At 61.8% G+C, this 24,104-nt stretch carries 26 protein-coding genes; 12 read left to right on the top strand and 14 right to left on the bottom strand.

Translation table 11 applies throughout. The features are described from left to right. Positions 1–61 precede the first annotated feature (61 nt). From hpf to CCE89_RS06180, 6 genes are read right to left on the bottom strand one after another with little or no spacing between them, the layout of a single operon-like run. A complete protein-coding gene (hpf, locus tag CCE89_RS06155) occupies positions 62–631 on the bottom strand; it encodes a ribosome hibernation-promoting factor, HPF/YfiA family (RefSeq protein WP_086437191.1) in 570 nt (189 codons plus the stop codon). Between the two features lie 57 nt (positions 632–688). Continuing rightward, positions 689–1,390 carry a DNA polymerase III subunit epsilon gene (dnaQ, locus tag CCE89_RS06160; RefSeq protein ID WP_086437192.1) on the bottom strand — a complete coding sequence of 234 codons (702 nt, stop codon included), beginning with the start codon at positions 1,388–1,390 and terminating at the stop codon, positions 689–691. A gap of 50 nt (positions 1,391–1,440) precedes the next feature. Next, on the bottom strand, positions 1,441–2,046 hold the full coding sequence (gene coaE / locus CCE89_RS06165) for a dephospho-CoA kinase (RefSeq protein ID WP_086437193.1): 606 nt from the start codon (positions 2,044–2,046) through the stop codon (positions 1,441–1,443). Continuing rightward, a complete protein-coding gene (locus CCE89_RS06170) occupies positions 2,043–2,900 on the bottom strand; it encodes a shikimate dehydrogenase family protein (protein ID WP_086437194.1) in 858 nt (285 codons plus the stop codon). Before CCE89_RS06170 ends, coaE begins: the two co-directional genes overlap by 4 nt. Continuing rightward, on the bottom strand, positions 2,897–3,484 hold the full coding sequence (locus tag CCE89_RS06175; RefSeq protein ID WP_086437195.1) for a Maf family protein: 588 nt from the start codon (positions 3,482–3,484) through the stop codon (positions 2,897–2,899). The genes CCE89_RS06170 and CCE89_RS06175 overlap by 4 nt, the downstream gene beginning before the upstream one ends. Beyond that, positions 3,481–4,317, bottom strand: a complete 837-nt coding sequence (locus CCE89_RS06180; protein WP_086437196.1) for a pyruvate, water dikinase regulatory protein — start codon at positions 4,315–4,317, stop codon at positions 3,481–3,483. The genes CCE89_RS06175 and CCE89_RS06180 overlap by 4 nt, the downstream gene beginning before the upstream one ends. Before the next feature lie 342 nt (positions 4,318–4,659). On the opposite strand from CCE89_RS06180, the gene hemE reads away from it, so the two are divergent. From hemE to CCE89_RS06200, 4 genes are all read left to right on the top strand, one after another. Further along, entirely contained in the window at positions 4,660–5,685 is a 1,026-nt protein-coding gene (gene hemE, locus CCE89_RS06185) for a uroporphyrinogen decarboxylase (RefSeq protein ID WP_086437197.1), read from the top strand. Positions 5,686–5,725: 40 nt separating this feature from the next. Next, entirely contained in the window at positions 5,726–6,154 is a 429-nt protein-coding gene (locus tag CCE89_RS06190; RefSeq protein ID WP_407640392.1) for a CopD family protein, read from the top strand. 200 nt (positions 6,155–6,354) lie between these two features. Then, complete coding sequence (rho, locus tag CCE89_RS06195) at positions 6,355–7,620, top strand: transcription termination factor Rho (protein ID WP_086437199.1); 1,266 nt, start codon at positions 6,355–6,357, stop codon at positions 7,618–7,620. Positions 7,621–7,689: 69 nt separating this feature from the next. Beyond that, on the top strand, positions 7,690–8,088 hold the full coding sequence (locus CCE89_RS06200) for a BLUF domain-containing protein (RefSeq protein ID WP_086437200.1): 399 nt from the start codon (positions 7,690–7,692) through the stop codon (positions 8,086–8,088). On the opposite strand, the gene CCE89_RS06205 is transcribed toward CCE89_RS06200, so the two are convergent. Genes CCE89_RS06205 through CCE89_RS06215 form a run of 3 tightly spaced genes read right to left on the bottom strand, consistent with a single transcriptional unit; the run spans position 8,085 to position 10,797 of the window. Next, positions 8,085–8,486: a nuclear transport factor 2 family protein gene (locus CCE89_RS06205; RefSeq protein ID WP_086437201.1), complete on the bottom strand. Its 402-nt coding sequence runs from the start codon at positions 8,484–8,486 to the stop codon at positions 8,085–8,087. The genes CCE89_RS06200 and CCE89_RS06205 overlap by 4 nt on opposite strands. Further along, the gene (locus CCE89_RS06210; protein ID WP_086437202.1) at positions 8,483–10,102 is read right to left on the bottom strand and encodes an FMN-binding glutamate synthase family protein; all 1,620 of its coding nucleotides are present in this window, start codon (positions 10,100–10,102) and stop codon (positions 8,483–8,485) included. Before CCE89_RS06210 ends, CCE89_RS06205 begins: the two co-directional genes overlap by 4 nt. Further along, positions 10,099–10,797: a dienelactone hydrolase family protein gene (locus CCE89_RS06215; RefSeq protein WP_086437203.1), complete on the bottom strand. Its 699-nt coding sequence runs from the start codon at positions 10,795–10,797 to the stop codon at positions 10,099–10,101. Before CCE89_RS06215 ends, CCE89_RS06210 begins: the two co-directional genes overlap by 4 nt. Before the next feature lie 140 nt (positions 10,798–10,937). On the opposite strand from CCE89_RS06215, the gene CCE89_RS06220 reads away from it, so the two are divergent. The 6 genes from CCE89_RS06220 to CCE89_RS06245 all read left to right on the top strand — a co-directional run bounded on the left by CCE89_RS06220 (position 10,938) and on the right by CCE89_RS06245 (position 16,867). Beyond that, the gene (locus CCE89_RS06220; RefSeq protein ID WP_086437204.1) at positions 10,938–11,201 is read left to right on the top strand and encodes a DUF6489 family protein; all 264 of its coding nucleotides are present in this window, start codon (positions 10,938–10,940) and stop codon (positions 11,199–11,201) included. 21 nt (positions 11,202–11,222) lie between these two features. Continuing rightward, on the top strand, positions 11,223–12,500 hold the full coding sequence (gene mnmE, locus CCE89_RS06225; RefSeq protein ID WP_086437205.1) for a tRNA uridine-5-carboxymethylaminomethyl(34) synthesis GTPase MnmE: 1,278 nt from the start codon (positions 11,223–11,225) through the stop codon (positions 12,498–12,500). 109 nt (positions 12,501–12,609) lie between these two features. Next, positions 12,610–14,463, top strand: a complete 1,854-nt coding sequence (gene mnmG, locus CCE89_RS06230) for a tRNA uridine-5-carboxymethylaminomethyl(34) synthesis enzyme MnmG (protein ID WP_086437206.1) — start codon at positions 12,610–12,612, stop codon at positions 14,461–14,463. 68 nt (positions 14,464–14,531) lie between these two features. Next, the gene (gene rsmG, locus CCE89_RS06235) at positions 14,532–15,083 is read left to right on the top strand and encodes a 16S rRNA (guanine(527)-N(7))-methyltransferase RsmG (protein ID WP_086437993.1); all 552 of its coding nucleotides are present in this window, start codon (positions 14,532–14,534) and stop codon (positions 15,081–15,083) included. A 27-nt stretch (positions 15,084–15,110) separates the two neighbouring features. Further along, positions 15,111–15,887: a ParA family protein gene (locus CCE89_RS06240; protein ID WP_086437207.1), complete on the top strand. Its 777-nt coding sequence runs from the start codon at positions 15,111–15,113 to the stop codon at positions 15,885–15,887. Continuing rightward, positions 15,884–16,867 (top strand): ParB/RepB/Spo0J family partition protein, encoded by a 984-nt coding sequence (locus CCE89_RS06245; protein ID WP_086437208.1) that lies wholly within the window; start codon positions 15,884–15,886, stop codon positions 16,865–16,867. Before CCE89_RS06240 ends, CCE89_RS06245 begins: the two co-directional genes overlap by 4 nt. A gap of 211 nt (positions 16,868–17,078) precedes the next feature. Here the strand turns inward: CCE89_RS06245 and CCE89_RS06250 are convergent, their stop codons facing one another. Continuing rightward, on the bottom strand, positions 17,079–17,954 hold the full coding sequence (locus CCE89_RS06250) for a YMGG-like glycine zipper-containing protein (protein ID WP_234989974.1): 876 nt from the start codon (positions 17,952–17,954) through the stop codon (positions 17,079–17,081). A 139-nt stretch (positions 17,955–18,093) separates the two neighbouring features. Further along, positions 18,094–18,576, bottom strand: a complete 483-nt coding sequence (locus tag CCE89_RS06255; protein ID WP_086437210.1) for a GAF domain-containing protein — start codon at positions 18,574–18,576, stop codon at positions 18,094–18,096. Between the two features lie 98 nt (positions 18,577–18,674). Here CCE89_RS06255 and CCE89_RS06260 point away from each other — a divergent pair, with 98 nt between their 5' ends. Beyond that, complete coding sequence (locus CCE89_RS06260; RefSeq protein WP_086437994.1) at positions 18,675–20,156, top strand: PQQ-dependent sugar dehydrogenase; 1,482 nt, start codon at positions 18,675–18,677, stop codon at positions 20,154–20,156. A gap of 33 nt (positions 20,157–20,189) precedes the next feature. On the opposite strand, the gene CCE89_RS06265 is transcribed toward CCE89_RS06260, so the two are convergent. Together CCE89_RS06265 and CCE89_RS06270 are read right to left on the bottom strand one after the other, a co-directional pair. After that, positions 20,190–21,017 (bottom strand): DUF815 domain-containing protein, encoded by an 828-nt coding sequence (locus CCE89_RS06265; protein ID WP_086437211.1) that lies wholly within the window; start codon positions 21,015–21,017, stop codon positions 20,190–20,192. A 14-nt stretch (positions 21,018–21,031) separates the two neighbouring features. Further along, positions 21,032–22,774, bottom strand: coding sequence for an acyl-CoA dehydrogenase (locus tag CCE89_RS06270; protein ID WP_086437995.1), 1,743 nt, complete (start codon positions 22,772–22,774; stop codon positions 21,032–21,034). 61 nt (positions 22,775–22,835) lie between these two features. On the opposite strand from CCE89_RS06270, the gene CCE89_RS06275 reads away from it, so the two are divergent. After that, positions 22,836–23,753 carry an L-threonylcarbamoyladenylate synthase gene (locus tag CCE89_RS06275; RefSeq protein ID WP_086437212.1) on the top strand — a complete coding sequence of 306 codons (918 nt, stop codon included), beginning with the start codon at positions 22,836–22,838 and terminating at the stop codon, positions 23,751–23,753. A gap of 3 nt (positions 23,754–23,756) precedes the next feature. Here CCE89_RS06275 and CCE89_RS06280 read toward each other — a convergent pair whose 3' ends face one another. Continuing rightward, positions 23,757–24,089, bottom strand: a complete 333-nt coding sequence (locus CCE89_RS06280; RefSeq protein WP_234989975.1) for a hypothetical protein — start codon at positions 24,087–24,089, stop codon at positions 23,757–23,759. Positions 24,090–24,104 lie beyond the last annotated feature (15 nt).

Below are 24,104 nucleotides of genomic sequence, written 5' to 3' on the forward strand. Positions count from 1 at the left end.
GCTTTTCAAGCCCGATGCCTTGTGGTGCCCCCGTTTCGGGTCCGTCCAAAGACCCGAGGCGTTATTTCGGTTCGACCCATCCGATCGAGCCATCAGCGCGGCGATAAACCATATTATGCCGCTGAGTGCCAGCATTTTTGAAAAACAGCGCCGGCGTGTCGCGCAGATCAAGCATCATTACGGCGTCCGCGACCGAATATTCGGGGATGTCGGTCTTGGTTTCAGCGATGATCGGAGGTGCATCGGTCGCTTCGCTTTCCTCCTCGCTTTCCTCTGTCGGCGCAAAAATCACATAGGCAGCCTCTTCTTCACGCATGGCGTGCTGCGCCTGCTCATGCCGATCCTTGAGCCGCCGCTTGTAGCGCCGCAGCTGCTTGTCGATCTTCTCCGCTGCCGCATCGAGCGCCTGGTGCGCATCCTGCGCCTGGCCTTGCGCCTTCAGGATCAGGCCTTGCATCACGTGGGTCACGATGTCGCAACTGAATGCTCCGGCCGGCGCCTTGCCGAACGTGACGTGCGACGAAATCGCGCGATCGAAGTACTTGTCGACGATACCCCCCAGTCGCTCGTTGACATGTTCGCGCAATGCATCGCCGGTTTCCATCTGATGGCCTGAGACGCGGATATCCATGGGGGACTATCTCCTTTTCATATCTTGCCGGTGGCCCAAAAACCGCCACCGGTGGGATCAACTCACCCAGACCGCCTTCTCGATCGTCTCGATAAAAGCCTGGTGCCGGGCAAGTTCGGCTTCGCTCGCAGCATGCGGACGCGGCTCCCGCCGCTTTCCGGTCGCGCGGGCGAGAATGGTTTCCTTGGCACCGTCACGTCGTGCGTCGGTCTCGGCCGCCTGTTCGGCAGCGAGTTCGAGGCCGATCTGGCGGCCGCCGGTCAGTTCGACATAGACCTGCGCCAGCAATTCGGCGTCGAGCAGTGCGCCGTGCTTCACACGGTGGCTGCGATCGACCCCGTAACGGGTGCAGAGCGCGTCGAGCGACAGCTTCGCGCCCGGATGCTTCTTGCGCGCAATCGCAACCGTATCGACCATGCGGCTGGTGCACACCGGTGCCAGTGCGGCGATTTCCAGTTCGGCATTGAGGAAGCCGAAATCGAAACCCGCATTGTGCGCGACGAGCGGCGCATCGCCGATGAAAGCCAGCAAATCGGCAGCGACGTCGGCAAACAGCGGCTTGTCTGCCAGGAAGGCGCTGGAAAGGCCGTGGACGGCTTCTGCACCGGCCGGCATATCGCGCTGGGGATTGAAATAGGCGTGGAAGCTTTCGCCCGTGGCGACGCGATTGACCATTTCGATACACCCGATTTCGACCATCCGGTCCCCTGTCTTGGGGTCAAGGCCGGTGGTTTCGGTGTCGAAAACAATCTCGCGCATTGGAACTCATATCGGCCTTCAAACCCCGCGAGGCAAGAGGCTTCGCACAGCTATTTGGCCCGATTACGATCCTTTAGCTGCGCGATCAGCGCGATAACGTCAGCTTCTGTTCCTGCAAGCGATTGGCCGGTGTCGATAACGTAATCCGCACGCGCGCGCTTTTCCGCATCGGGCACCTGAATCGAAAGGATATGCGCGAACTTCTCGGGCGTCATTCCTTCGCGGGCGAGCACGCGCTTGCGCTGCACCTCGGGCGGAGCCGAAACGACGACGACGGAATCGACGCGCTTGTCGCCGCCGCCTTCGAACAGCAGCGGGATGTCGAATACGATCATCGGCGCGCCGGCATGTTCGAGCAGGAAGAGCTCGCGCTTTCGCCCGACCGCAGGATGGACGATCGCCTCGAGCCGGGCGAGCGCATCCTTGTCACCGAAAACTTGCGCGCCCAGTTCATCGCGCTTCACTCCTTCGGGTCCAGTCGAACCGGGGAAGGCTTCCTCGATGGCGGGCACCAGTTCGCCGCCCGGTCCCTGCATTTTGCGGACCTCTGCATCGGCATCGAAGACCGGAACGCCTGAACGCTCGAACATCTCGGCCACGGTCGATTTTCCCATGCCGATCGAACCGGTGAGGCCGATAATGAGGGGATGGCTCATTGAGTGATGATCTCCCGCAGTTCGGCATCGCAATCGCGTGGTGGGCGCTCACCGAAAAACAATTCGAAGGCATGCGCCGCCTGCCCAATCAGCATGGAGAGCCCGTCGATCGTCCGGTGACCCGCATCGCGCGCATTCCTGAGAAACTCGGTTTCGAGCGGGTCGGTGACGATGTCATAGGCAATCGCCCCCGGGGGCGCATGGCTCCAGTCGAATTGCAGCGGCGGCTGGCCGCGCATGCCCAACGGCGATGCGTTGACGATAAGATCGCAGCAGCCTTCTCGGTCGTCGAAGGCGAAATCGGTCGGATCGGCAAAATGCGCGAGATCGATCGCGTGATGCTCGCCATCAGGTGCAAGTTCGTCGAGAAGTACACGCGCCTTGTCTGGATTGCGGCCCGCGAGGACAATAGTGAACCCGTGTCCCACTAGGGCAGTTACGATCGCCCGCGCCGCGCCACCAGTGCCGAGGATGCGCGCCATGCGGAAATAGTGCTCTCCGCTGAGTTGGTCGCGCAATGGCTCGAGAAAACCATTGGCATCGGTGTTGGTGCCGGCAAGCGCGCCGCCCGATGCAGGATAGATCGTGTTTACCGCGCCGATCGCATCGGCGGGTGCTTCGATCCTTTCGAGCAGCGGCATCACCGCCTGCTTGTGCGGCATGGTGACGTTGGAGCCGTGCCAGTCGGGATCTGCGCGGCGCTCGGCAAGGTAATCGGCCAGCCCGTCGCGAGTAACGTGGCACGCGCGATACTCGGCATCGATACCCAGCTTGCCGAGCCAGAAATTATGGATCGCCGGCGACTTCGACTGTGCGATGGGATCGCCGATCACTTCGGCATAGGGTTTGCTCACGAGGGCAGCTCCCCCAACTCGCGTAGCGCGCCGAGAACACTTAACAGCGGCATTCCGAGAACGGTGAACTGGTCGCCTTCGATCATGTCGAAGAGCTGGACGCCCATGGCCTCGATGCGGAAGACTCCGACGCAATAGGAAACCTCCGGCCACTCGGCCTCGAGGTAATACTCGATGAAATCGTCAGAGATTTCGCGCACATGGAGCCGGGCGAGGGACGGCGCGCTCCATTCGCAAGTCTTGCCGCGCACCAGCGCCGCCGCGCTATGCAATTCCATTACCTTGCCGGAAAAGAAGCGCAAATGTTCGGCGGCCTGCTCGCGGCTTTCAGGTTTGTCGAAACGGCGACCATCGCACACGACGAGGCTATCGCTGCCGAGGACCAACCGTTCGGGATGGGCGGTGGCGACGGCTGCCGCCTTGGCGACGCTCAAGGCTTCGGCCACTTCGCCGGGAGTGCAATCGACGAGCCCTTCCTCGACAGCACGCTCGTCGATTTGCGCCGGGATCGCTTCATATTGCACCCCCGCGGCATCCAGCATCGCGCGGCGCGATTGCGACTTGGACGCAAGGATCAGGCTCATACCGGCCCCAGGCCCGTTGCAGAGGGATCCTCGCCTTCGCGGCGCTGGTTGAGCAGGCGGATCGCGGCGGCCGCGGTTTCCTCGATCGAGCGACGCGTAACGTCGATCACCGGCCACCCGTTGTCGGCGAACATGCGGCGGGCATATTTGACCTCTTCCTGCACGCTATCGTCATCGACATAGGCGGTTTCGGTATCCTCGTGCAGGCTCAGGAGCCGGTTGCGACGGATCTGAACCAGCCTTTGCGGCGCGGTGGTCAGGCCGATGACAAGCGGACGGCGGAGGCGAAACAGGGCATCGGGCGGCGGGCTTTCGACCACGATCGGGATGTTCGCCGTCTTGTAGCCGCGGTTGGCGAGATAGATGCTGGTCGGCGTTTTCGAGGTGCGCGATACGCCTGCGAGCACGATATCGGCCTGCTCCCAGTTCTCCCAACCGACCCCATCATCATGCGCGATGGTGAACTGGATCGCTTCGACCCGGTCGAAATAGGCCTCGTCCATCAGGTGCTGGCGGCCCGGGCGGCCATGCGCCTCCTGCCCGAGCTGCGCTTCCAGCGCCTCGGTCACCGCATCGAGCACCGGCACCGCCGGCAGGCCGAGCTGGCGGCAATGGTCCTCCAGCCGGGCGCGCGTTTCGGTGTTGACCAGCGTGAACATCACGAGGCCGGGATTATCCGCAAGGTCGGGCACGATCCGGTCGAGATGTTGGCGCGAGCGCACCATCGGCCAGAAATGGCGCGTCACCTGTGCATCCTCGAACTGCGCGAGCGCCGCCTTGGCAATCATCTCGAGCGTTTCGCCGGTTGAATCGGAGACAAGGTGAAGGTGCATGCGGTATGGTTTGCTCTTGCAGAGACCCGCCGCCGGGCCTGTGGACAGTTAGCGGCATAAACCACGGGAGAAACCTGCCGACAAGTTCGGGAAGAGTTTTGCTCCCCACTGCCAGCCGATTCTCACCGTCACCTGCCAACACAAGGGGGCGCTTTTCGACAGTCTGGGGAGACCGGGGAAAAGTTTGACTCGACTCAAGAGTTGCGGCGATTCGGCGTCCAGCAAAACCCTGTTCATCGCCGGAGAAATCGGGCAGTGGACGCTTGTCCCCGATTTCCACAGGGCCAACAGACTCCATAATCCTTCTATAAATATACTTTTATTATTGATTGGACTCCTCGCATGCCTGGCCTCTTGCTAGACACATTGAATGGAAAACGCGCTGACAGGGTACCCATGTGGCTCATGCGGCAGGCAGGGCGCTACCTACCCGAATATCGCGAACTGCGGGCCGAGAAAGGCGGGTTTCTCGATCTCGTTTACGATAGCGAAGCTGCGGCCGAAGTTACGATCCAGCCGCTCAGGCGGTTCGGCTTCGACGGGGCGATCCTGTTCTCCGATATCCTCATCGTGCCGCATGCAATGGGGCAGGGTCTCGAGTTTCTGGCAGGCGAGGGACCCAAGCTTTCGCCGAGGCTGCTCGATGCTTCGCTGGAAAGCTTCAGCCCACATCCTGAGCGGTTCGAAGCGGTTTACGAGACCGTGCGGAGATGCAGGGCGCAGCTCGACGACACGGTGACCATGTTGGGCTTTGCCGGCAGTCCTTGGACCGTGGCGACCTACATGGTGAACGGCGAGGGGTCGAAGGACCAGCAAGAAACTCGCGCACTCGCCTATCGCGATCCTGCGGGCTTTCAGGCGATCATCGACGCCATTGCCGAAACCTCGATCATCTATCTGCGCGGCCAGATCGATGCAGGCGCAGAAGCGGTGCAATTGTTCGACAGCTGGGCAGGCAGCCTTGCGCCCGACGAGTTCGAACGCTGGGTCATTGCTCCCAATGCCAGGATCACGGCGGCCCTGAAGGCCTCGCATCCCGATATCCCGGTCATCGGGTTTCCGAAGGGTGCAGGTGCCAAGCTTCCCGCCTATGCGCGAGAGACCGGGGTCGATGCGATCGGCCTCGATGAAACGCAGGATCCTGTCTGGGCGCATGAAGCGCTTCCCGAAGGAATGCCGGTGCAGGGCAATCTCGATCCGCTGCTGTTATTGGCGGGCGGCGAGCGTCTCATTTCGCGCATCCACGCGATCCTCGATGCCTTTGCGGGCAGACCGCATGTCTTCAACCTTGGTCACGGAATCGGGCAGCACACGCCGATTGCCCATGTCGAGGAACTCGTCGAGGCTGTGAGGGGGTGGAATCCGTGAGCGGCATTCTTAAGTGGACAGCATGCAGGATCTGATCGCGATGACTTATCTCTGGCTCAAGGCCGGCCATATCCTGTTCGTCATCTTCTGGATGGCAGGGTTGTTCATGCTCCCGCGCTTCTTCGTCTATCACCAGGAGGATGGTGAGCCGGGGAGCGAGGCCGATGCACTTTGGACCGATCGCGAGAGGCGCCTTCTGAAGATCATCCTGCTGCCTTCGATCGTCGTTGTCTGGGTGCTGGGACTTGCGCTGGCGATGACGACTGGTGCTTTCACCCAGGGCTGGTTCCACGCCAAGCTGCTGATCGTGCTCGTGCTTTCAGGCTATCACGGCTGGCTTTCCGCCTATGCCAAGAAACTCGCGCGCGGCGAGCGGACGATGGAAGGCAAGAAACTGCGCCTGCTCAATGAAGTGCCCGGCCTCGCCGCGGTTCTGATCGTGATCCTCGCGGTGGTCCGACCCTTCTAATCCCGCCGTTCGTCGATTAGCGGCATCAAACGCAATTGACGCGGCTGCGCGGTCAAACTATTTCGCGACTCTATCCGGTACAGGCTTCGGCATCCTGCCGAGCCCGGTCTGCTTTCACCAAGCCCGGCCCCGTTTGAAGGGGCGCCTCGTCCACAGAGGTACTGACCTGCCGGCCCATCCAACACGGAATACCAATCGCAATGCATCTCAGAGATTTAAAAGCAAAACCACCGGCCGAGCTTGTCAGCATGGCCGAAGAACTGGGCGTCGAAGGCGCCTCCACCATGCGCCGGCAGGACCTGATGTTCTGCATCCTTCGCGAACTCGCCGAAGACGAGGAATACGAAGAGAAGATCATGGGCGTGGGCACCATCGAGGTGCTGCAGGACGGCTTCGGCTTCCTCCGCTCGCCCGAGGCGAACTATCTCGCCGGTCCTGACGACATCTATGTCTCCCCCAACCAGATCCGCAAATGGGGTCTGCGCACCGGTGATACGGTCGAAGGCGAGATCCGCGCCCCCAAGGAAGGCGAGCGCTATTTCGCTCTCACAAGCCTTACCAGCGTGAATTTCGAGGATCCGGAGGCTGTGCGCCACCGGACCAATTTCGACAACCTGACGCCGCTCTATCCCGATTCCAAGCTGTCGCTCGATACGCTCGACCCGACGGTAAAGGACAAGAGCGCGCGGGTGATCGACATCATCGCCCCGCAGGGGAAGGGCCAGCGCGCGCTGATCGTCGCGCCGCCGCGCACCGGTAAGACCGTGCTGCTGCAGAATATCGCCAAGGCGATTACCGACAACCATCCCGAGGTTTTCCTGCTGGTTCTGCTCGTCGACGAGCGTCCCGAGGAAGTTACCGACATGCAGCGCAGCGTGAACGGCGAGGTTATCTCCTCGACCTTCGACGAGCCTGCAAACCGTCACGTCCAGGTCGCCGAAATGGTGATCGAGAAGGCCAAGCGCCTGGTCGAGCACAAGAAGGATGTCGTCATCCTGCTCGACTCGATCACGCGTCTTGGCCGTGCCTACAACACCGTGGTGCCGAGCTCGGGCAAGGTGCTGACCGGCGGCGTCGATGCCAATGCGCTGCAGCGTCCGAAGCGTTTCTTCGGTGCGGCGCGTAACATCGAGGAAGGCGGTTCGCTCTCGATCATCGCCACCGCGCTGATCGACACGGGCAGCCGCATGGACGAGGTCATTTTCGAAGAGTTCAAGGGCACTGGTAACAGCGAAATCGTGCTCGACCGCAAGGTTGCCGACAAGCGTATCTTCCCGGCGCTCGACGTCGGCAAGTCCGGCACCCGCAAGGAAGAGCTGCTGGTCGAGAAGGACAAGCTTTCGAAGATGTGGGTCCTGCGCCGTATCCTCATGCAGATGGGCACGGTCGACGCGATGGAGTTCCTGCTCGACAAGATGAAGGATTCGAAGACCAACGAAGACTTCTTCGACACGATGAACCAGTAGGCTGAATCGCCGGTTAGGTTTTTCTTCACGGCTCCTGCCTTAGGCCGACGGCCTGGGCAGGAGAGAAGTGTGGAACAGGTCCTTTATTCCAGCATCGCGCGCAAAGGTCTCGGCAGCGACGAGGTCTTCACGATCATTCAGACAGCCTCGCGGCTCAATCCGCAGCGCGATATCACCTGCTTCCTGATCTTTCGGGATGGCCGGTTCCTGCAGCTGGTCGAAGGGCCGGGCCACGAACTCGACCGCCTGATCGATGATTTGCTCGGCGATCCACGGCACCACTCGCTTGAGGTTCTCGAGCGCACGCAGATTGATGCACGTAGCTTTCCGAACTGGCGGATGAAGCGCGTGTCGCGTTCGACCGGGCAATCGGCCCTCGACGAAATTCGCGAGGGCCTTTCGTCGAATCCAAGCGGCGAAGCCGTGATGGACGCAATCGACGAGTTTCTCGAAACTACTGCCGCCTAGCTGGCTTTCTGCCGCTCCAGCTGCGCAGCCATCATTTCCCAGACCTTGTTCACCGCCTTCAAGGGCCGTACCATCACCTTGAAATCCTTGATCATTCCATCGTCATCGAAATGGATCAGATCGATTCCATTGACGTGGATACCTTCCATTTCGGTGGTGAACTCGAGCATGGCATCATTCCCGTCGACCAGCTCGCGAACATAGGTGAAACTGTCATTCGCGAGTGTCTGCCCCGCGGCTGAGAGATAGGCCACGACGATTGCGCGGCCTTCTTGCGGGGTGTGCACGACGGGCGAATGAAAAACCGCGTTCTCGGCAATGATCTCGGCGAGGGCCGCTGGATCGTTGCCGCCCTCGATCACCTCATGCCACTTCTTCAATCCCTGTTCGGCACTCATGCAACTCTCCTGAATGTTTCTGGGCTAGCGGCATTCCAATGCCGCGCAAGCGGGGTGGATTCCGGATCCTCGAGCAGGATACCGGGTTCGATGAAAGAATAGATCCTGTCGATGGAATCTGAGCGGGCCCCGTTAAGCCGTTCGCGCATATCCTGCGGCTGGATCGCCCAGGGATTGTCGAGACCCATGGCGATAACGATCTCGCGCAGCGAATGGACGGTCTGTCTTTGGTAGCGGGCCACGCGCGGCCCCTTGTCCTCGACCACCAACCCCTTCTGCCGCCAGGCGACCTGCGTTGCGACGCCTGTGGGGCAATTGCCCGTGTGGCATTCCATCGATTGAACGCATCCAAGCGAAAACATGAAGGGGCGGGCGGCATTGCACCAGTCGGCGCCGAGCGCAAAGGCGACGGCCATTTTCGCGCCCGAGTGAATCTTTCCCGATGCGGCGAGCGAAACCTTCTTTTTCATATTCGTGCCGACCAGCGCATTGCGGACCATGATCAGTCCTTCACGCAAGGGCATGCCGACCGCGTTCGATAGTTCGAGCGGGGCGGCCCCCGTCCCGCCTTCCGCGCCGTCGACGGTTATGAAGTCGGGATGCATGCCGGTTTCGTGCATCGCCTTGGCAATCGCCATGATTTCATGCGGTTGACCGACGCACAGCTTGATGCCGACGGGTTTTCCGCCCGACATCTCGCGCAGGCTGGAAAGCCATTCGAGCATTTCCTTGGGAGTGGAGAACGCTGAATGCGACGCGGGTGAATAGACCGTCTCACCCACCGGCACACCGCGTGCCTCGGCGATTTCTTCGGTTACCTTGGCTCCGGGGAGCACTCCGCCATGGCCCGGCTTTGCGCCTTGGCTGAGCTTGATCTCGATCATCTTGACCTGATCATCGGCAGCGTTGTCGGCGAATTTTACCGGATCGAAGCTCCCGTCGTCTGCGCGGGCTCCGAAATATCCGCTGCCTAGCTCCCAGATCAGGTCGCCGCCATGAGCCCGGTGATAGCGACTGATGCTACCCTCGCCGGTATTGTGGGCAAATCCGCCCATTTTGGCGCCAAGGTTTAGCGCTTCGATGGCTTTTGCGGAAAGCGAGCCGAAACTCATCGCGGAAATGTTGAGCAGCGCGCTTTGATAGGGCTGGGCGCAGGTTTCCGCGCCAACGGTCGTCCGCCAGTATTCGGGAACATCCTGATGCGGCGCAATCGAGTGGCTAAGCCATTCGTACTCGTCCGAATAGACGTCGAGCTCGGTTCCCATCGGGTGGGAGTCGAGATCTCCCTTTGCGCGCGCATAGACCAGCGCACGTTCCTGGTGGCTGAAGGGTCGCCCCTCCAGATCGCCTTCGACGAAATAGCTTTGGGCAAAGGGGCGCAGGTCCTCGGCCAGCCACCGGATTCGTGCGATCAGCGGATAATTACGCCTAAGTGTATGATCTGACTGAAAGAAATCCCACCATGCTGTGAATGTTGCCAATACGAGAACAAACAACAGTGCGCTTGCGAAGAAACCCGGCAGCAGCGGTAACCCGGCCAGTGCGGCCAGCGTCACCGCCACCGGAATGATGAATCGCCAGGCGGGAAAAGCGCCTGATTTACCCCTGGAGCTCAAGCGAGGTGCTTCGCGAAGAAGTCGGCGGTGCGACTGTCGGCGAGATTAGCCGCTTCTTCGTCGCGGCGCTTGCCGAACTCGGTCGCGAAACCGTGGTCGAGGCCCTCGTAATCGTGCATCGTCACCTTGGGATGGTCGTCCAGCCCCTCGTGCATCGCCTTCTGCGTATCCTTGTCGACGAAACCGTCTTCGGTCGGGATGTGAAGCATCAGCGGGTTCGAGATGGCGTGCTTCTCACGCAGAAGGCCGTCGATCCCGACGCCGTAATAGCCGACAGTCGCATCGACATCGGTGCGCGCCGCAGTCATGTAGGCGAGCCTACCGCCGAGGCAATATCCCACGGCGCCGACCTTGGCGACGCCTGCCTCGTTACGGATCCAGTGGATAGTCGCCTCGATATCGCGAATACCCTCGTCCTGGTCGAACTTGCCCATCAGGTCGAGCGCCTTCTGGAACTCGGGTTCCACGTCGGGGTCGAGCTCGATACCGGGCTCCAGCTGCCAGAACAGGTCGGGAGCGACGGCGAGATAACCTTCCTCGGCGAGCTTGTCGCACTTGCGGCGAATACCGGCGTTCACACCGAAGATTTCCTGGATCACGATGATCGCCGCTTTTGCCGTGCCTTCCGGGCGCGCGACATAGGCTGAAAACGACTTGTCTCCGCTTAGTGTCGGGACTTTCACTGTTTCGGTCATCGTGTCTCTTGCTCCTTTGTTTCTTGCCCTAGGGGGCTTATCCATTGCAGGGGGGCTTTGCCAAACCCAAATATGAGGGGCACATGTGAATGCGGCCAGGGAATATGGCTGCCCCGCAAGTCCCCAACGGAGGAAACAGGATGAAGGTCCATATCGAAATCGATTGCACGCCCGAAGAGGCACGGACCTTCATGGGTCTGCCCGATGTGTCGAAGGCGAATAGCGTCTATGTCGACACCATGGCGAAGGCGATGAAGGGCGTTAGCAACCCCGATCAGCTGCAGGAATATGCCAAGCAACTGGCCCCTATGGGTCAGGTCGGCTTGAAGATGTTCCAAAGCTTCATCGAAGGCGGGATGAAGGCAGGACAGGCCGGTTCTTCGAGCAAGAAGACCGAAGATTAGGCAAGACCTTCAATCTGCCACATGACCGACACGATTTTCGCATTGTCCAGCGGTGCGCCGCCCGCGGCGATCGGAATTGTCCGGATAAGCGGCTCATCGGCTGAAAAGGCGCTCGAACAGCTTGCCGGTCGGCAATTCGCGCCGCGCAGACCAAGTCTTGCGCGCCTGCGTGATGCCGCGGGTGCGGTCCTCGACGAAGCGCTGGTGCTCTGGTTTCCGGGTCCGGATACCGCAACGGGCGAGGATCTCGTCGAATTGCATTGTCACGGCGGAAGGGCCGTGATCGCGGCGATCGAAAGGGAACTGAGCCGCATTGAGGGTCTGCGGAAGGCAGAGCCGGGCGAGTTCACGCGGCGCGCCTTTGCCAATGGACGGATCGATCTGGCGGAGGCGGAAGGACTCGCGGACCTTCTTTCGGCCGAGACGGAATTGCAGCGCAGCGCTGCGATGGCCATGGCGGGCGGGGCGCTCTCTGGGCAGGTCGAGGGTTGGCGCGCACGTTTGCTCACGCTTTCAGCGCGGGTCGAGGCGGCCCTTGATTTCTCCGACGAGGATGATGTCGAGGAAATGCCGCCCGAGTTTTCACGTGAACTTGGCGAATTCGCGGCGGAATTGTCGGTCTGGCTCGAACGGCCACGGGCCGAGCGTCTGGGGGAGGGCTATCGGGTCGTGCTTGCTGGCCCACCAAACAGCGGAAAGTCGACCTTATTCAATGCTTTGGTGGAAAGCGAGGCGGCGATCACCTCTCCGATTGCAGGTACTACGCGCGACGTGATCGAACGCGCGATCGGCATCGGCGGAGTTCCCTTCACTTTCGCGGATACGGCGGGTCTTCGTGAAGAAGGAAGCGATGCGATCGAAGGCATTGGCATCGAACGGGCGCGCAGTGCCCTGGATCGTGCCGATCTGGTTCTTTGGCTGGGGCCGGAAGGCGAAGGTCCAGCGGGATCTTGGGAGATCGAGGCGCAGATTGATAGCGCGGACCGTGTTCTCAAACGGGACCCGCTCTACCGGGTTTCAGCGCTGACGGGAGAAGGTCTTTCCACCCTCAAGTCGGCGCTGGTCGATAGAGCGCGGGGCGTATTGCCGAAACCTGGCGAAGCTGCGCTTAATGCTCGTCAGCACGCGCGGGTCGAAGAGGCGCATCAGTCCCTCATGGAAGCGATGAACACGAGCGATCTACTGCTTATCGGGGAGTCCCTCAGGCGGGCGCGGGTGGCTTTTGATCGGCTTGTCGGGCGCGCGACCACCGAAGACATGCTTGACGCATTGTTTGGACGCTTTTGCATCGGGAAATAACCGATACGCTGCGGAGTGTTCCACGTGGAACATTCGCCATGCCATTCCGATCACTGTTTCACGTGAAACAGCTTTGACCTCCGCTCCAGACATCATTATTGGGCGCGCCATGCAGCAATACGACATCCTTGTGGTCGGCGGCGGACATGCCGGCGTCGAAGCGGCCTGCGGCGCCGCTCGCATGGGGGCGCGTGTCGGTCTGGTCAGTTTCGACCTCGATGCCATTGGCGCGATGAGCTGCAATCCGGCGATCGGAGGCCTGGGCAAGGGCCATCTGGTCCGCGAAGTCGATGCACTCGATGGCGTGATCGGACGCGCGGCAGACGCGGGCGCGATCCATTACCGCATGCTCAACCGATCGAAGGGCAGCGCGGTTTGGGGTCCGCGCGTTCAGGCGGACCGCAAATTGTTTGGTGCTGAGGTTCGCCGGACTGTCGCGCAGCAAAACGGTCTCGATACCATCGCCGGAGAGGCGGCTGCGCTGTGGTTAGAAGGTGGCCGGGTGGCAGGACTCGATCTGGCCGATGGAACGCGTCTGGGTGCGCACGCCGTCATTCTCTGCACCGGGACATTTCTTGGCGGGCGGCTGTTTCGCGGGGAAGAGCGGTTCGAGGGCGGCCGTATTGGTGAAAACGCCGCGAAACGCCTCGCTGAACAACTCCGGGGCGCTGATCTGCCGATGGCGCGGCTCAAGACGGGCACGCCGCCTCGCCTTGATGGTCGCACCATCGATTGGGGCGCGTTGGAGGAACAACCCTCTGACGGGGAGGGCTGGACGATGTCGGCGCTTTCCACGAAGCGGTCGAACGCCCAGGTTTTCTGCGCCATAACTCGTACGACCGAGGTGGCGCACGACGCGATCCGCGCCAATCTCCACCGTTCGCCGCTGTTTACGGGCGCAATTGACGCCACGGGGCCGCGATATTGCCCTTCGATTGAGGACAAGATCCACCGCTTCGGCGATCGCAACGGGCACCAGGTTTTTCTCGAGCCTGAAGGTCTCGACACCCATCTGGTCTATCCGAACGGGATCAGCACGTCTCTGCCGATCGATGTGCAGCTGACGATGCTGCGCGCCATGCCGGGGCTGGAGCAGGTCGTGATGGAAGTTCCGGGATACGCCGTGGAATACGACCATATCGATCCGCGAGCATTGATGGCGGACTTGCAACTTCGTGCAATCCCGGGCCTCTATTGCGCCGGCCAGATCAACGGGACCACCGGATATGAAGAGGCCGCGGCCCAAGGGCTGGTGGCAGGGTTGAACGCCGCGGCGCGGGTCCTCGGCAAAGCGCCGCCTGCGCTCGACCGCGCAAACTCTTATATCGCGGTGATGGTCGACGATCTGACCCTTCAGGGCGTTTCGGAGCCCTATCGCATGCTCACCGCAAGGGCCGAGTATCGCTTGCGTCTTCGTGCGAACAACGCCTCGACGCGGCTGACACCGCTCGGCATCGAAGCGGGATGCATCGGCTCTGAGAGAGCCAAATGGTTTGAGACACGTGAAACCCGCAAGGCGAGCCTACACGATGCGTTTGAACGGGAAGTGCATGCACGGGAGCTTGAAGAGGCGGGTATGCAGGTGCGCCGCGATGGTGGGCTCAAACGTATTCGCGAATGGTTGCAGCATGACGGTATCGGACTTTCGCAACTTTCGCCCTGGTTTGACGAAAATTTGTCCGCCGACGATCCATTGCTCGCAGAGATGGCCGAAGATGCCGCCTATACCCCTTACCTCGCCCGCCAAGACGCGGAATTGCGAGATTTGCGAGCCAGCGAGGCGGTTGAACTGGGGCAGGGCTTCCCCTTTGCCGAAGTTCCGGGCCTCTCGAATGAGATGATCGAGCGGCTGGTGTCGAGCCAACCGGAAAGTCTGGCTGCAGCAGGGCGCGTCCCGGGGATTACTCCGGCAGCGCTTTCTGCCTTGCTGGTTCACGCGCGAAAGAGACAGCAAGCGGCGTGACCACACAGTTACTGGAAACCGAATCGCATGCGCGGGAATACGTCGCGGAGTTGGGCGACGCGCAGGCCATGGAGCGGCTCGATAAGCTCATCGAACTCCTTCTGGTGGAAAACCGAGAGCAAAATCTGATTTCGAAACCGAGCGAAGAGCAAATCTGGCTTAGGCATGTGGCTGACAGCGCGCAGCTGCTGCGCTTTGTTCCACGTGAAACATCGGGTCCGTGGCTCGATCTTGGAACCGGTGCGGGCTTTCCCGGGCTCGTGGTCGCAGCGCTCAGGCCTGAATTACCTATGGTTTTGGTCGAATCGCGCGCGCGCCGCGTCGAATGGCTCCAAAGAGCAATCGAGGCGATGGATCTCAAGAACTGCCAGGTCGAGGGCAAGCGATTGGAGCAGGTTTCCCCGTTCGAAGCCCGTATCATTTCGGCACGCGCCTTCGCTCCTCTGCCCAAACTCCTTCGTTTATCCGCACCATTTTCCACAAGCAGCACTACCTACCTGTTGCCGAAAGGGCGATCGGCAGCGCAAGAACTTGCTGAGCTACCGGCTCGGCAGCGAAAGATGTTCCACGTGGAACAATCATTGACCGGATCCGATGCAGGGATCATTGTCAGTCGGTAAGTGCCCGAAAACAGCGGAATAACGCCCATGATCACCATCGCGATAGCCAATCAGAAGGGCGGAGTGGGAAAAACCACCACCGCCATCAACATCGCCACGGCGATGGCTGCGACCGGCTGGCGCACGCTGTTGATCGATCTTGACCCGCAAGGAAACGCTTCCACCGGCATGGGTGTCGGCAGCGAGGCACGGGGATTGTCGAGTTACGACATTCTGGTCGAGGAGGTCCCACTTGCTGAAACCATCGTCGGCACTTCGATCCCAGGTCTCGATATCGTCCCGGCCACTGTCGATCTCAGCGGGGCCGAGGTGGAGCTGGTATCGGTGGAGGATCGCACGGCGCGACTTTCGAGTGCGCTTTCGGGTCATCGCGGACACGACATCTGCTTTATCGATTGCCCGCCGTCGCTCGGATTGCTCACGTTGAACGCTCTTGCGGCTGCCGACACGCTTCTGGTGCCGCTCCAGTGCGAGTTTTTTGCGCTCGAGGGGCTAAGCCAACTTCTCCAGACGGTTGAACGGGTTCAGCAGGCGCTCAATCCCTCTCTGGGTATCGTCGGTGTCGCTCTGACCATGTTCGACCGCCGTAACCGCTTGACCGACCAGGTCGCAGACGACGTGCGCGAATGCCTCGGCAATCTCGTGTTCGAAACGGTCATTCCGCGCAATGTCCGACTCTCCGAAGCGCCAAGTCACGGCATGCCGGCGCTCGTCTATGATCATCACTGCCCGGGAAGCCGGGCCTATATTGCATTGGCGCGCGAATTGATCGGCCGTCTGCCGCGCGAAAGGAAAGCCGCATGAGCAATTCAAGCGACCCTATAAAGTTCTCGGTTCCGCAGCGTAGCGCCGCGGATCGCAAGAAAAAGCTCGGCAAGGGTCTGGGCGCACTTCTGGGTGAAAGCCGCAAGGAAGAGCCTCTGGTCAAGCGCGAGATCACTGGCGCGGCAGAATCTGGCGAAGAAACAGGCGGTTATGCGAAGGAAGGCCTTGCTTCCTTGCCTGTTTCAGCGATCGATCCGCTACCGGGACAGCCGCGCAAACATTTCGATGATGAAGCGCTGGGCGAACTTGCCGCTTCGATCGCTGCACGCGGTGTAATCCAGCCTATAATCGTTCGCGCTCGTGGCCAGGGTCGCTACCAGCTCGTGGCGGGCGAGCGACGCTGGCGGGCCGCGCAAAAGGCGCGCCTGCACGAAATTCCTGCTTTGGTGCGCGAGCTCGACGATCGTGAAGTGATGGCGCTTGCGCTGATCGAGAATATCCAGCGCGAAGACCTCAATCCGGTCGAGGAAGCGCGTGCCTACCACCGGCTGAGCGAAGAAGAGGGCATGACCCAAGCCGAAATCGCGCAGATGGTGGAGAAATCGCGCAGCCATGTCGCGAACCTTCAACGCTTGCTCGCACTACCCGACCAAGTGCTCAAGCTGGTCGAGGTCGGCTCGCTTTCCATGGGTCACGCCCGCGCGCTCATCGGCAATGACGATGCGATCGCTCTCGCTAAGCGCGCCGTGAACGACAACCTTTCGGTGCGCGAAGTGGAGAAGCTGGCGCGCGGCGATGCTGAGCCGAAGGGAAGTGCGAAGGCCCCCTCCAGGACTTCGCGCGATCCGGCCAAGGATGCCGATATCGCGGCAGTGCAGGCCCATCTCGAGGAGTATTTGGGGCTCACGGTGCGGATCAAGACCGATGCGGACCCGCGTTCGGGCGCCGTAACTATCCGTTACCGCACACTCGATCAGCTCGATCTGATCTGCCAGCGTCTCACGGGCGGAGACATCTAGGGGCCTGAGTTGTTTGCCGGGTGCCTCGGACCTAAACTGCTGAATTATCGAGCTAAGTCTGCAAGCTGATTGTCATCAGTGGTGCTGCCGGCTGCTGAAAAAACAAGATCCGAAAGTTGCGTAGCGCAACTTCCGGACCTTGGGGTAACCCTTGGCCTTGCGGCCCGGGGCAATGAACTCTCGCCTTGATGGGCATACGATCCGTGCAGGATCAATTCCCCTTGATCGACTGAACCTTGCCGGGACGACGCTTGATCGGAACCATCTTTGAAGGGGTCGCGGGCACCGGGACTTCCTCGATAATCCGTTCGGAACCCATTTTCTCGTACCATTCCTCGCGCACATTCTCGCGAACGATTACCTGCTGCGGGATTTCCTCGCGCGTTTCGATCATGGTCATCTGCTGCTGAGGATAGGTATAGGCTGATGCGTAAACCGGCGCGTAAGCCATCACCGGCGCGTAGGCATAGCCATAGGCGGGGATGCTGCGGCTCGCCATGCGACCGGCCGGATAGCTGGCGCCGCTCATGTAGCGGTCGAGCGCGGCATCGCAGTCGTACAGATATTCATCGCGATCGCGCCCGGAATCGATCGCGCTGCCGATAGCCGCCCCGGCAAGTCCGCCGCCGACACCGCCGATCAGCGTACCAGCCAGACGCTCGCTATCCCAGACGCGATTGCCAATGATTCCCCCGGTGATTGCACCGAGCAGGGCGCCAATGATGCCGCCCTTCTTCTGGCGCTCGACCCCGCGGGTGCGGGCGTAACATTCGGCCAGCCAGGTCTCGCGATCGATGGCGACCGGTGTGCTGCCATATCCGCCATGGGCGAAGTGTGAATGCGGAGGGACATCCCCCTCGGCTCCGGTGGCGGTCTCGATGTCACGAGCCGCTCCGCGCCGGATCCAGCGGGTACGGGTGATGGTTTCAACTCCATCATCAACGGCTTCGACCGAGGTTTGCGCATACTCTGCCGGGATTTCCTGATAATCGGCCGGGATGGAGCTCGAATCCTGCGCGAAAACCGGTCCTGCCGTGAAAAGAGCCGCGGCGCTGGTGGCCAAGGCTAGCTTGCGCGAAAGTGTCATCGAAATCCCCGTACTTTTCATGCGAGACGATTCTCGCCTTAGGACGGGTGTTTAGCATTTGGAAACCATGTCTCACACGGCCTCGGAGGCAATGTCCCGTTTCGGGGCGAAGCCTCGCGAATTTACCATGAAACGCCGATCAAATCCGGTCCGACAGCAATTCGGCAAGCGCTTCAACTCCCGATGCGTCTTCCTCGGAAAACCGCCCTGGGCTCGGGCTGTCGAGATCGATGACCGCAATGACCGCGCCATCCCTTTTCACCGGCACGACGAGTTCGGAGCGGCTCGCCGCGTCGCAGGCGATGTGGCCCGGAAAGGCATGCACATCCTCGACCAGCTGGGTTTCGCAAGTTGACGCAGCAGCGCCGCAGACCCCGCGCTCCAGCGGAATGCGGATGCAAGCCGGGCGGCCAATGAACGGCCCGAGAACAAGTTCTCCGTCGACCATCCGATAGAAGCCCGCCCAGTTCAGGTCGGGGCAGAACTCGGCGATCAGCGCGGCGGCATTGGCCATGTTTGCAATCCCGTCGGGCTCGTCCTGCGTCACGGCGTCAACCGCATCGCGCAGCTGGCGATAGCGCTCGTCGAGAGGAAGGTCGGGATCGGGAGCAAAATCGAACATGGGCTCGCATCTAGCCGAAGGCTGCGCTGGCGCAAGCCCCGGTACCAGTCGTGCGCTTCACCATTGCCGCGCGCCCGCTCGTGGCCTATCCGAATCTCATGAGCACTCTGAAGAAAATCCTCATCGCCATCCTGTTTATTCTGCTGGTCCTGGCTGTCGCCATCTGGTGGCTGTTACGCGGGGATACCGCAGAGCTCGGCATGGATGCGGTTTCGGGTACCGAACCGACCCTCGAAGAGCCGAACGCCGAGGCATTCCCGACGGTCAAGATAGCCAAGCCGATCGGCTGGGAAGTCGGAGAAGCGCCTACCCCTGCCGAAGGTCTGGCGGTTGGCCGCTTTGCCGAAGGGCTCGACCACCCGCGCGTGCTTTACGCTCTCCCCAATGGCGATGTGCTGGTCACCCTGACCCGCGCTCCGAAGGTGGAGAGCGATGGCGGCGGCGGTATCATGCAGGCGATCGAAGGCTTCATTGCGGGGATCCTGTTCGAGCGCGCTGGATCGGCTGGCACTTCGCCCAACCAGATCGTGCTGTTGCGCGACGCGGATGGCGACGGTGTAGCCGAAACCCAGCGGGTGCTGCTTGAAGAGGGCCTCGATTCTCCGTCAGGCATGGGGTGGCATGACGGCACGCTTTTCGTGGCCAATCACGACGAAGTCCTTGCTTTTCCTTATGAGCTTGGCAGCGACACGGTCGAAGGCGAGCCTCGCAAGCTGATGGATCTGCCCCCGGGCGGCAACCACTGGATGCGCAATCTCGAGGTCCATCCCGATGGAGACCGGCTGTTCGTCGCAGTGGGCTCCGCCTCCAATATCGGCGAACGCGGGATGGAGGCCGAGGAAGGCCGCGCGATGATCTGGGAGTACAATCTCGAGAACGATCGCCAGCGCATCTTCGCCACAGGTCTGCGTAATGCCAATGGCCTCGACTTCAGCCCCTGGACAGGCGAATTGTGGACCACGGTCAACGAACGCGACATGCTCGGGTCCGATCTCGTGCCGGATTACCTCACCAATGTGCCCGTCGGCGCGCAATACGGCTGGCCGTGGTATTACTGGAAAGACAACCGCGACGAGCGTGTCGATGCCCCGCTTCCCGGGTACATGACGGGATATATCCGCCGGCCCGAATATGCGATGGGCCCGCATGTTGCCGCGCTGGGTCTCGTCTTCAGCGCAGAAGGTGCACGCATGGGGGATCGCTTCGGCAGCGGCGCGTTTGTCGCTCGCCACGGCTCGTGGAACCGCAAGCCGCCGTCGGGCTATGACGTCGTTTATGTCGAGTTCGACGACATGGGCAATCCGACCGGCTTACCGATCCCGGTGCTCGGCGGATTCCTTACAGGCGATGGCACGACCAAGGGCCGCCCGACCTGGGTCGAGTGGGCCAGCGACGGCTCGCTGCTCGTGAGCGACGACACGGCCGGTATCATCTGGCGGGTCGTGGCTCCGGGCGCGGAGCCAGGCGCGGCGATCGAGCGGCTCTCGGGAGAATCGCTCAGGCCGCAGCGTGAGCTGCGGGGCGATGCGCGCGCGACATTCGGTGAGGACGATTACGCGCGGACCCAGCCCGCGGAATAGTTGCGCCGCGCAACTCCGGAAGGGACCGGGCCGCTAGATCGATTTGCCAGCCCGCCCGGCGAGCTCGGTCACGAACTGCCAGGCGCTGCGTCCCGATAGCGGCCCGCGTGCTCGCGACCATTCCAAGGCTTCCTCGGCGGAAAACGCGAGATCCAGCGGCTCAGCATGTGCCGCGACGATATCGAGATAGTCATCCTGGCTGCAGGGATGAAAGCCGAGCCGCAGCCCAAAGCGGTCCGCCAGCGCGAGCGTGTCGTCCATGCGGTCACGCGCATGCAGCGGCCCTGCCTGGTCAGTTTCGTCGCGGGCGAGGATGGCGCGGTGATTCGAAGTGACGGCAAGACGCACATTGACGGGACGCGGTGCGAGGCTGCCCTCGAGTGCGCTGCGCAGGTGGCGCAGCACCGCATCGTCGCCGTAATCGAAGGCCAGATCGTCGAGATAGAGAAGGAAGCGCCGGTCGACCGATCCGATCGCTTCGAACAGCTCGGGCAAGGCCGCGAGACTTTCGACATCGAGCTGGATGAGTGCGAGACTGCCAGGATTGGCGCATTGCTCGTCAACCACCGCCGCCCGCAGGAGCGCGGACTTCCCCATACCGCGCGCGCCCCACAGCAGCATGTCATGCGATGCTGCGCCGGACGCATGGCGCGCGACATTCTCGCGCACCGCCTGTTTCTGCCGATCGATGCCCTTGAGCCTCTCCAAGGGCAATGCGTCGATCTGTTCGACCGAACGCAGTCGCCCGGCATGCCAGAAATAGGCCGGATGCCCTGTCCAGTCGAAATCCGCCGGAGCACCCGGAGCGATCCGCTCTAGCGCCTCGGCTATCCGAGCCAGCGGATCCCCCTGGTCATTCACGCGTCCAACTCCGATCAACCAACCAGTTCTTCGGCGGGGAGAGTGTAGAGCAGGTCGGCACCCGCGGTTGCTGACGCCTTCAGGCCGCTTGCCTCAGGCACGATGCGGTCGAGGAAGAAGCGCACCGTCACCGGCTTGCTCTTGGCGAGCGAGGGTGCGGCGCCGCCCGCCACAGCCTCGGCCTGCTTCATCAGCTGCCAACCCGCGACGGCGACGGCCATCATGGTGCAGAAGGGAACGCTGCCCGCAAGCCGGTCATCGAGGCTCGCCTCGTCGCGCATCCACCGAGCAATCGCCGCGCAATCGCCAGCGAGTGCGAACAAGGTGGGTTCATCCGCCGCATCGCGCGCAATTTCTTCGAGCAGCGATATCACGGCGTCACCTCCATCGAGTCCCAGCTTGCGGGTGACGAGGTCTGCGGCCTGGATGCCGTTGGTGCCTTCGTAGATCGGGGCGATTTTCGAATCACGCCAGTGTTGCGCCGCGCCGGTCTCCTCGACGAAGCCCATGCCGCCGTGGACCTGGATGCCGATCCCGGCGATTTCGACGCCCACGTCGGTACCCCATGCCTTGACGAGCGGCACGAGCACTTCGGCGCGCATCTTTGCTGCCTGATTGCCCAGCGTGCCGCGATCGACCTGACCCGCGCAATAATAGAGCAATGCACGGGCGCCTTCGGTCAGCGCCTTCATGCGAAGCAGCATGCGGCGGACATCGGCATGTTCGAGGATCGCTACCGGGGTCTTGTCGGGAGAGCCCGCGCGTGCCGACTGGATGCGCTCTTTCGCATAGGCCATCGCCTGCTGGGTCGCGCGTTCGCCGATCTGGACGCCCTGGTTGCCGACGTTGATGCGCGCATTGTTCATCATCGTGAACATCGCCATCAACCCGCGGTTTTCCTCGCCGACGATTTCGCCGATGCATTCGTCATTGTCGCCATAGCTCATGACGCAGGTGGGCGAGGCGTTGATGCCGAGCTTGTGCTCGATACTGACGCAGCGCAGGTCGTTCTTCGGACCGAGCGAGCCATCGTCCTTCACGTGGTACTTGGGCACGATGAAGAGCGAGATGCCGCGCGATCCTTCGGGCGCATCGGGCAGGCGTGCCAGCACGAGGTGGATGATATTGCCTGCAAGCTCGTGTTCACCCCAGGTGATGTAGATTTTCTGACCTTTTATCAGATATTTGCCTGCATGCTCGCCTTCGGTGATCGGGGTGGCGGTGGCGCGCAATGCTCCGACATCGGATCCGGCCTGCGGTTCGGTCAGATTCATGGTCCCGGACCATGCGCCGCTAACGAGGTCGGGCAGGTATTTTGCCTTCTGCGCGTCCGAGCCATGATGTTCGAGCGCCTCGATCGCGCCGACGCTCAGCATCGGCAGCAGGTTGAATGCCATGTTCGCACTGCCGAGGTTCTCCAGCACGTTGCACGAGAGCGTAAAGGGCAGGCCCTGTCCGCCGAACTCTTCGGGCGACGCGATCGCGTTCCAGCCCTGCTCGACATAGGCGTCATAGGCTTCCTTGAAACCTTCAGGCAGGCGGACCACCCCGTTTTCAAGCTTTGCCCCCTCGAGATCGCCAACGCGGTTGAGCGGGGCGAACTCGCCGGCGGCGAATTGCCCGACGCCTTCGACAATGGCCTCGACCAGATCGGGCTCTGCCGCGGCAAAACGTTCGGATTCGGCGAGTTCCTCGATCCCGGCGTTCACGCGAATGGCGAGGAGCTGTTCCTGGGTGGGCGGGGTATAGGGTGTCACTTCAGAGGCTTCCTTGGGCAAAAAACTTGGCAATTCCGAGCATCACCTATAGCGCGCGGCCATGACCTGCAAACCCGCTACGGAATTGCTGCTTGCGGACGACGCGGGAATCGCCCGCGCGGCCGAAGTGCTGCGCGCTGGCGGGCTGGTCGCCGTGCCGACAGAAACGGTCTACGGCCTCGCAGCGAGAGCGGACAGCGCAGAGGCGGTGGCGAAGATTTACGAAGCGAAGGGCCGTCCGAGCTTCAATCCGCTGATCGTGCATGTGCGCGATGAGGAGCAGGCGGCGCGCTATGCGGATCTGCCCGGGGCCGCCAGAAGTCTCGCGGAGGCGTACTGGCCAGGTCCGCTGACGCTGGTTCTGTCTTTGCGACAGGATGCGGGATTGGCACCTACCGTGACGGCTGGGCTCGACACGGTTGCTCTGCGTGCGCCTGCACACCCTGTGATGAGGGCCTTGCTCAAACAGATAGACTTCCCGCTTGCTGCTCCTTCGGCCAACCGCAGCGGTTACATCAGCCCGACCACTGCCGGGCATGTGCTCGCTTCGCTCGACGGGCGGATCGACCTCGTGCTCGATGGCGGACCATGCGAAGCAGGGCTAGAATCGACTATTGCCGCGATCCGTGCTGACGGAAGCGTCGATGTTCTTCGCCCGGGGCCTATCGACTTGGGCGATCCTGCCGAGAGTTCATCGATCGAAGCGCCGGGCCAGCTCGCTCAACATTATGCTCCTGGCAAGCCGGTGCGGCTCAACGCTCGGGACAGCGAGCCCGACGAGTTCATGATCGGTTTTGGCGAGATGTCGGGTGATTGCAGCCTGTCCGAAGCGGGTGACCTGCAGGAGGCGGCGGCCCGGCTCTACGATTGCCTCCACCAGGGGGCAGCCAGCGAGAAGCCGCGCATCGCAGTCGCGCCGATTCCAGACGATGAGGTGGGTAAGGCGATTAACGACAGGCTGCGCCGCGCCGCCGCCTGACGCTCAATCCTCGGGTTCGCGCGCCGGAAGCGTCGCGCGGACAGCTTCGATTTCGTCATAGACCGCGCGTTGTTCGTCACAGGCACGGCGATTGCCGTCCTCGCATTCCTCGTCGAGCTTCCAGTATTCGCGCTCGAGCTCGCCAAGCCGCTCCTCGCGCTTGCGTAGTTCGCGCCCGCGCTTCTCGTCGGCTTCGGACTGGCTGGTAGTGGCGAGATCGACGCCCTTGCTCGCAATCTTGACCGGTGCCGTCACGACATCAGCCGCCGTTTTGACGAGGCAGCCCGAGAGCATCAGACTGGCTGCAGGCAGAAGAGCAAGAAAAAGACCGCGCATCAGTGGCTTCTGACA

It is taken from the genome of Altererythrobacter xiamenensis, assembly GCF_900177715.1.
GTDB lineage: Bacteria > Pseudomonadota > Alphaproteobacteria > Sphingomonadales > Sphingomonadaceae > Erythrobacter > Erythrobacter xiamenensis.

Coding starts and splice junctions, on each gene's coding strand:
- hpf (WP_086437191.1), bottom strand. CDS start 631: ATGGATATCCGCGTCTCAGGCCATCAGATGGAAACCGGCGATGCATTG.
- dnaQ (WP_086437192.1), bottom strand. CDS start 1,390: ATGCGCGAGATTGTTTTCGACACCGAAACCACCGGCCTTGACCCCAAG.
- coaE (WP_086437193.1), bottom strand. CDS start 2,046: ATGAGCCATCCCCTCATTATCGGCCTCACCGGTTCGATCGGCATGGGA.
- CCE89_RS06175 (WP_086437195.1), bottom strand. CDS start 3,484: ATGAGCCTGATCCTTGCGTCCAAGTCGCAATCGCGCCGCGCGATGCTG.
- CCE89_RS06180 (WP_086437196.1), bottom strand. CDS start 4,317: ATGCACCTTCACCTTGTCTCCGATTCAACCGGCGAAACGCTCGAGATG.
- hemE (WP_086437197.1), top strand. CDS start 4,660: ATGCCTGGCCTCTTGCTAGACACATTGAATGGAAAACGCGCTGACAGG.
- CCE89_RS06190 (WP_407640392.1), top strand. CDS start 5,726: ATGACTTATCTCTGGCTCAAGGCCGGCCATATCCTGTTCGTCATCTTC.
- rho (WP_086437199.1), top strand. CDS start 6,355: ATGCATCTCAGAGATTTAAAAGCAAAACCACCGGCCGAGCTTGTCAGC.
- CCE89_RS06205 (WP_086437201.1), bottom strand. CDS start 8,486: ATGAGTGCCGAACAGGGATTGAAGAAGTGGCATGAGGTGATCGAGGGC.
- CCE89_RS06215 (WP_086437203.1), bottom strand. CDS start 10,797: ATGACCGAAACAGTGAAAGTCCCGACACTAAGCGGAGACAAGTCGTTT.
- CCE89_RS06220 (WP_086437204.1), top strand. CDS start 10,938: ATGAAGGTCCATATCGAAATCGATTGCACGCCCGAAGAGGCACGGACC.
- mnmE (WP_086437205.1), top strand. CDS start 11,223: ATGACCGACACGATTTTCGCATTGTCCAGCGGTGCGCCGCCCGCGGCG.
- mnmG (WP_086437206.1), top strand. CDS start 12,610: ATGCAGCAATACGACATCCTTGTGGTCGGCGGCGGACATGCCGGCGTC.
- rsmG (WP_086437993.1), top strand. CDS start 14,532: ATGGAGCGGCTCGATAAGCTCATCGAACTCCTTCTGGTGGAAAACCGA.
- CCE89_RS06240 (WP_086437207.1), top strand. CDS start 15,111: ATGATCACCATCGCGATAGCCAATCAGAAGGGCGGAGTGGGAAAAACC.
- CCE89_RS06245 (WP_086437208.1), top strand. CDS start 15,884: ATGAGCAATTCAAGCGACCCTATAAAGTTCTCGGTTCCGCAGCGTAGC.
- CCE89_RS06250 (WP_234989974.1), bottom strand. CDS start 17,954: ATGACACTTTCGCGCAAGCTAGCCTTGGCCACCAGCGCCGCGGCTCTT.
- CCE89_RS06255 (WP_086437210.1), bottom strand. CDS start 18,576: ATGTTCGATTTTGCTCCCGATCCCGACCTTCCTCTCGACGAGCGCTAT.
- CCE89_RS06260 (WP_086437994.1), top strand. CDS start 18,675: ATGAGCACTCTGAAGAAAATCCTCATCGCCATCCTGTTTATTCTGCTG.
- CCE89_RS06275 (WP_086437212.1), top strand. CDS start 22,836: ATGACCTGCAAACCCGCTACGGAATTGCTGCTTGCGGACGACGCGGGA.
- CCE89_RS06280 (WP_234989975.1), bottom strand. CDS start 24,089: ATGCGCGGTCTTTTTCTTGCTCTTCTGCCTGCAGCCAGTCTGATGCTC.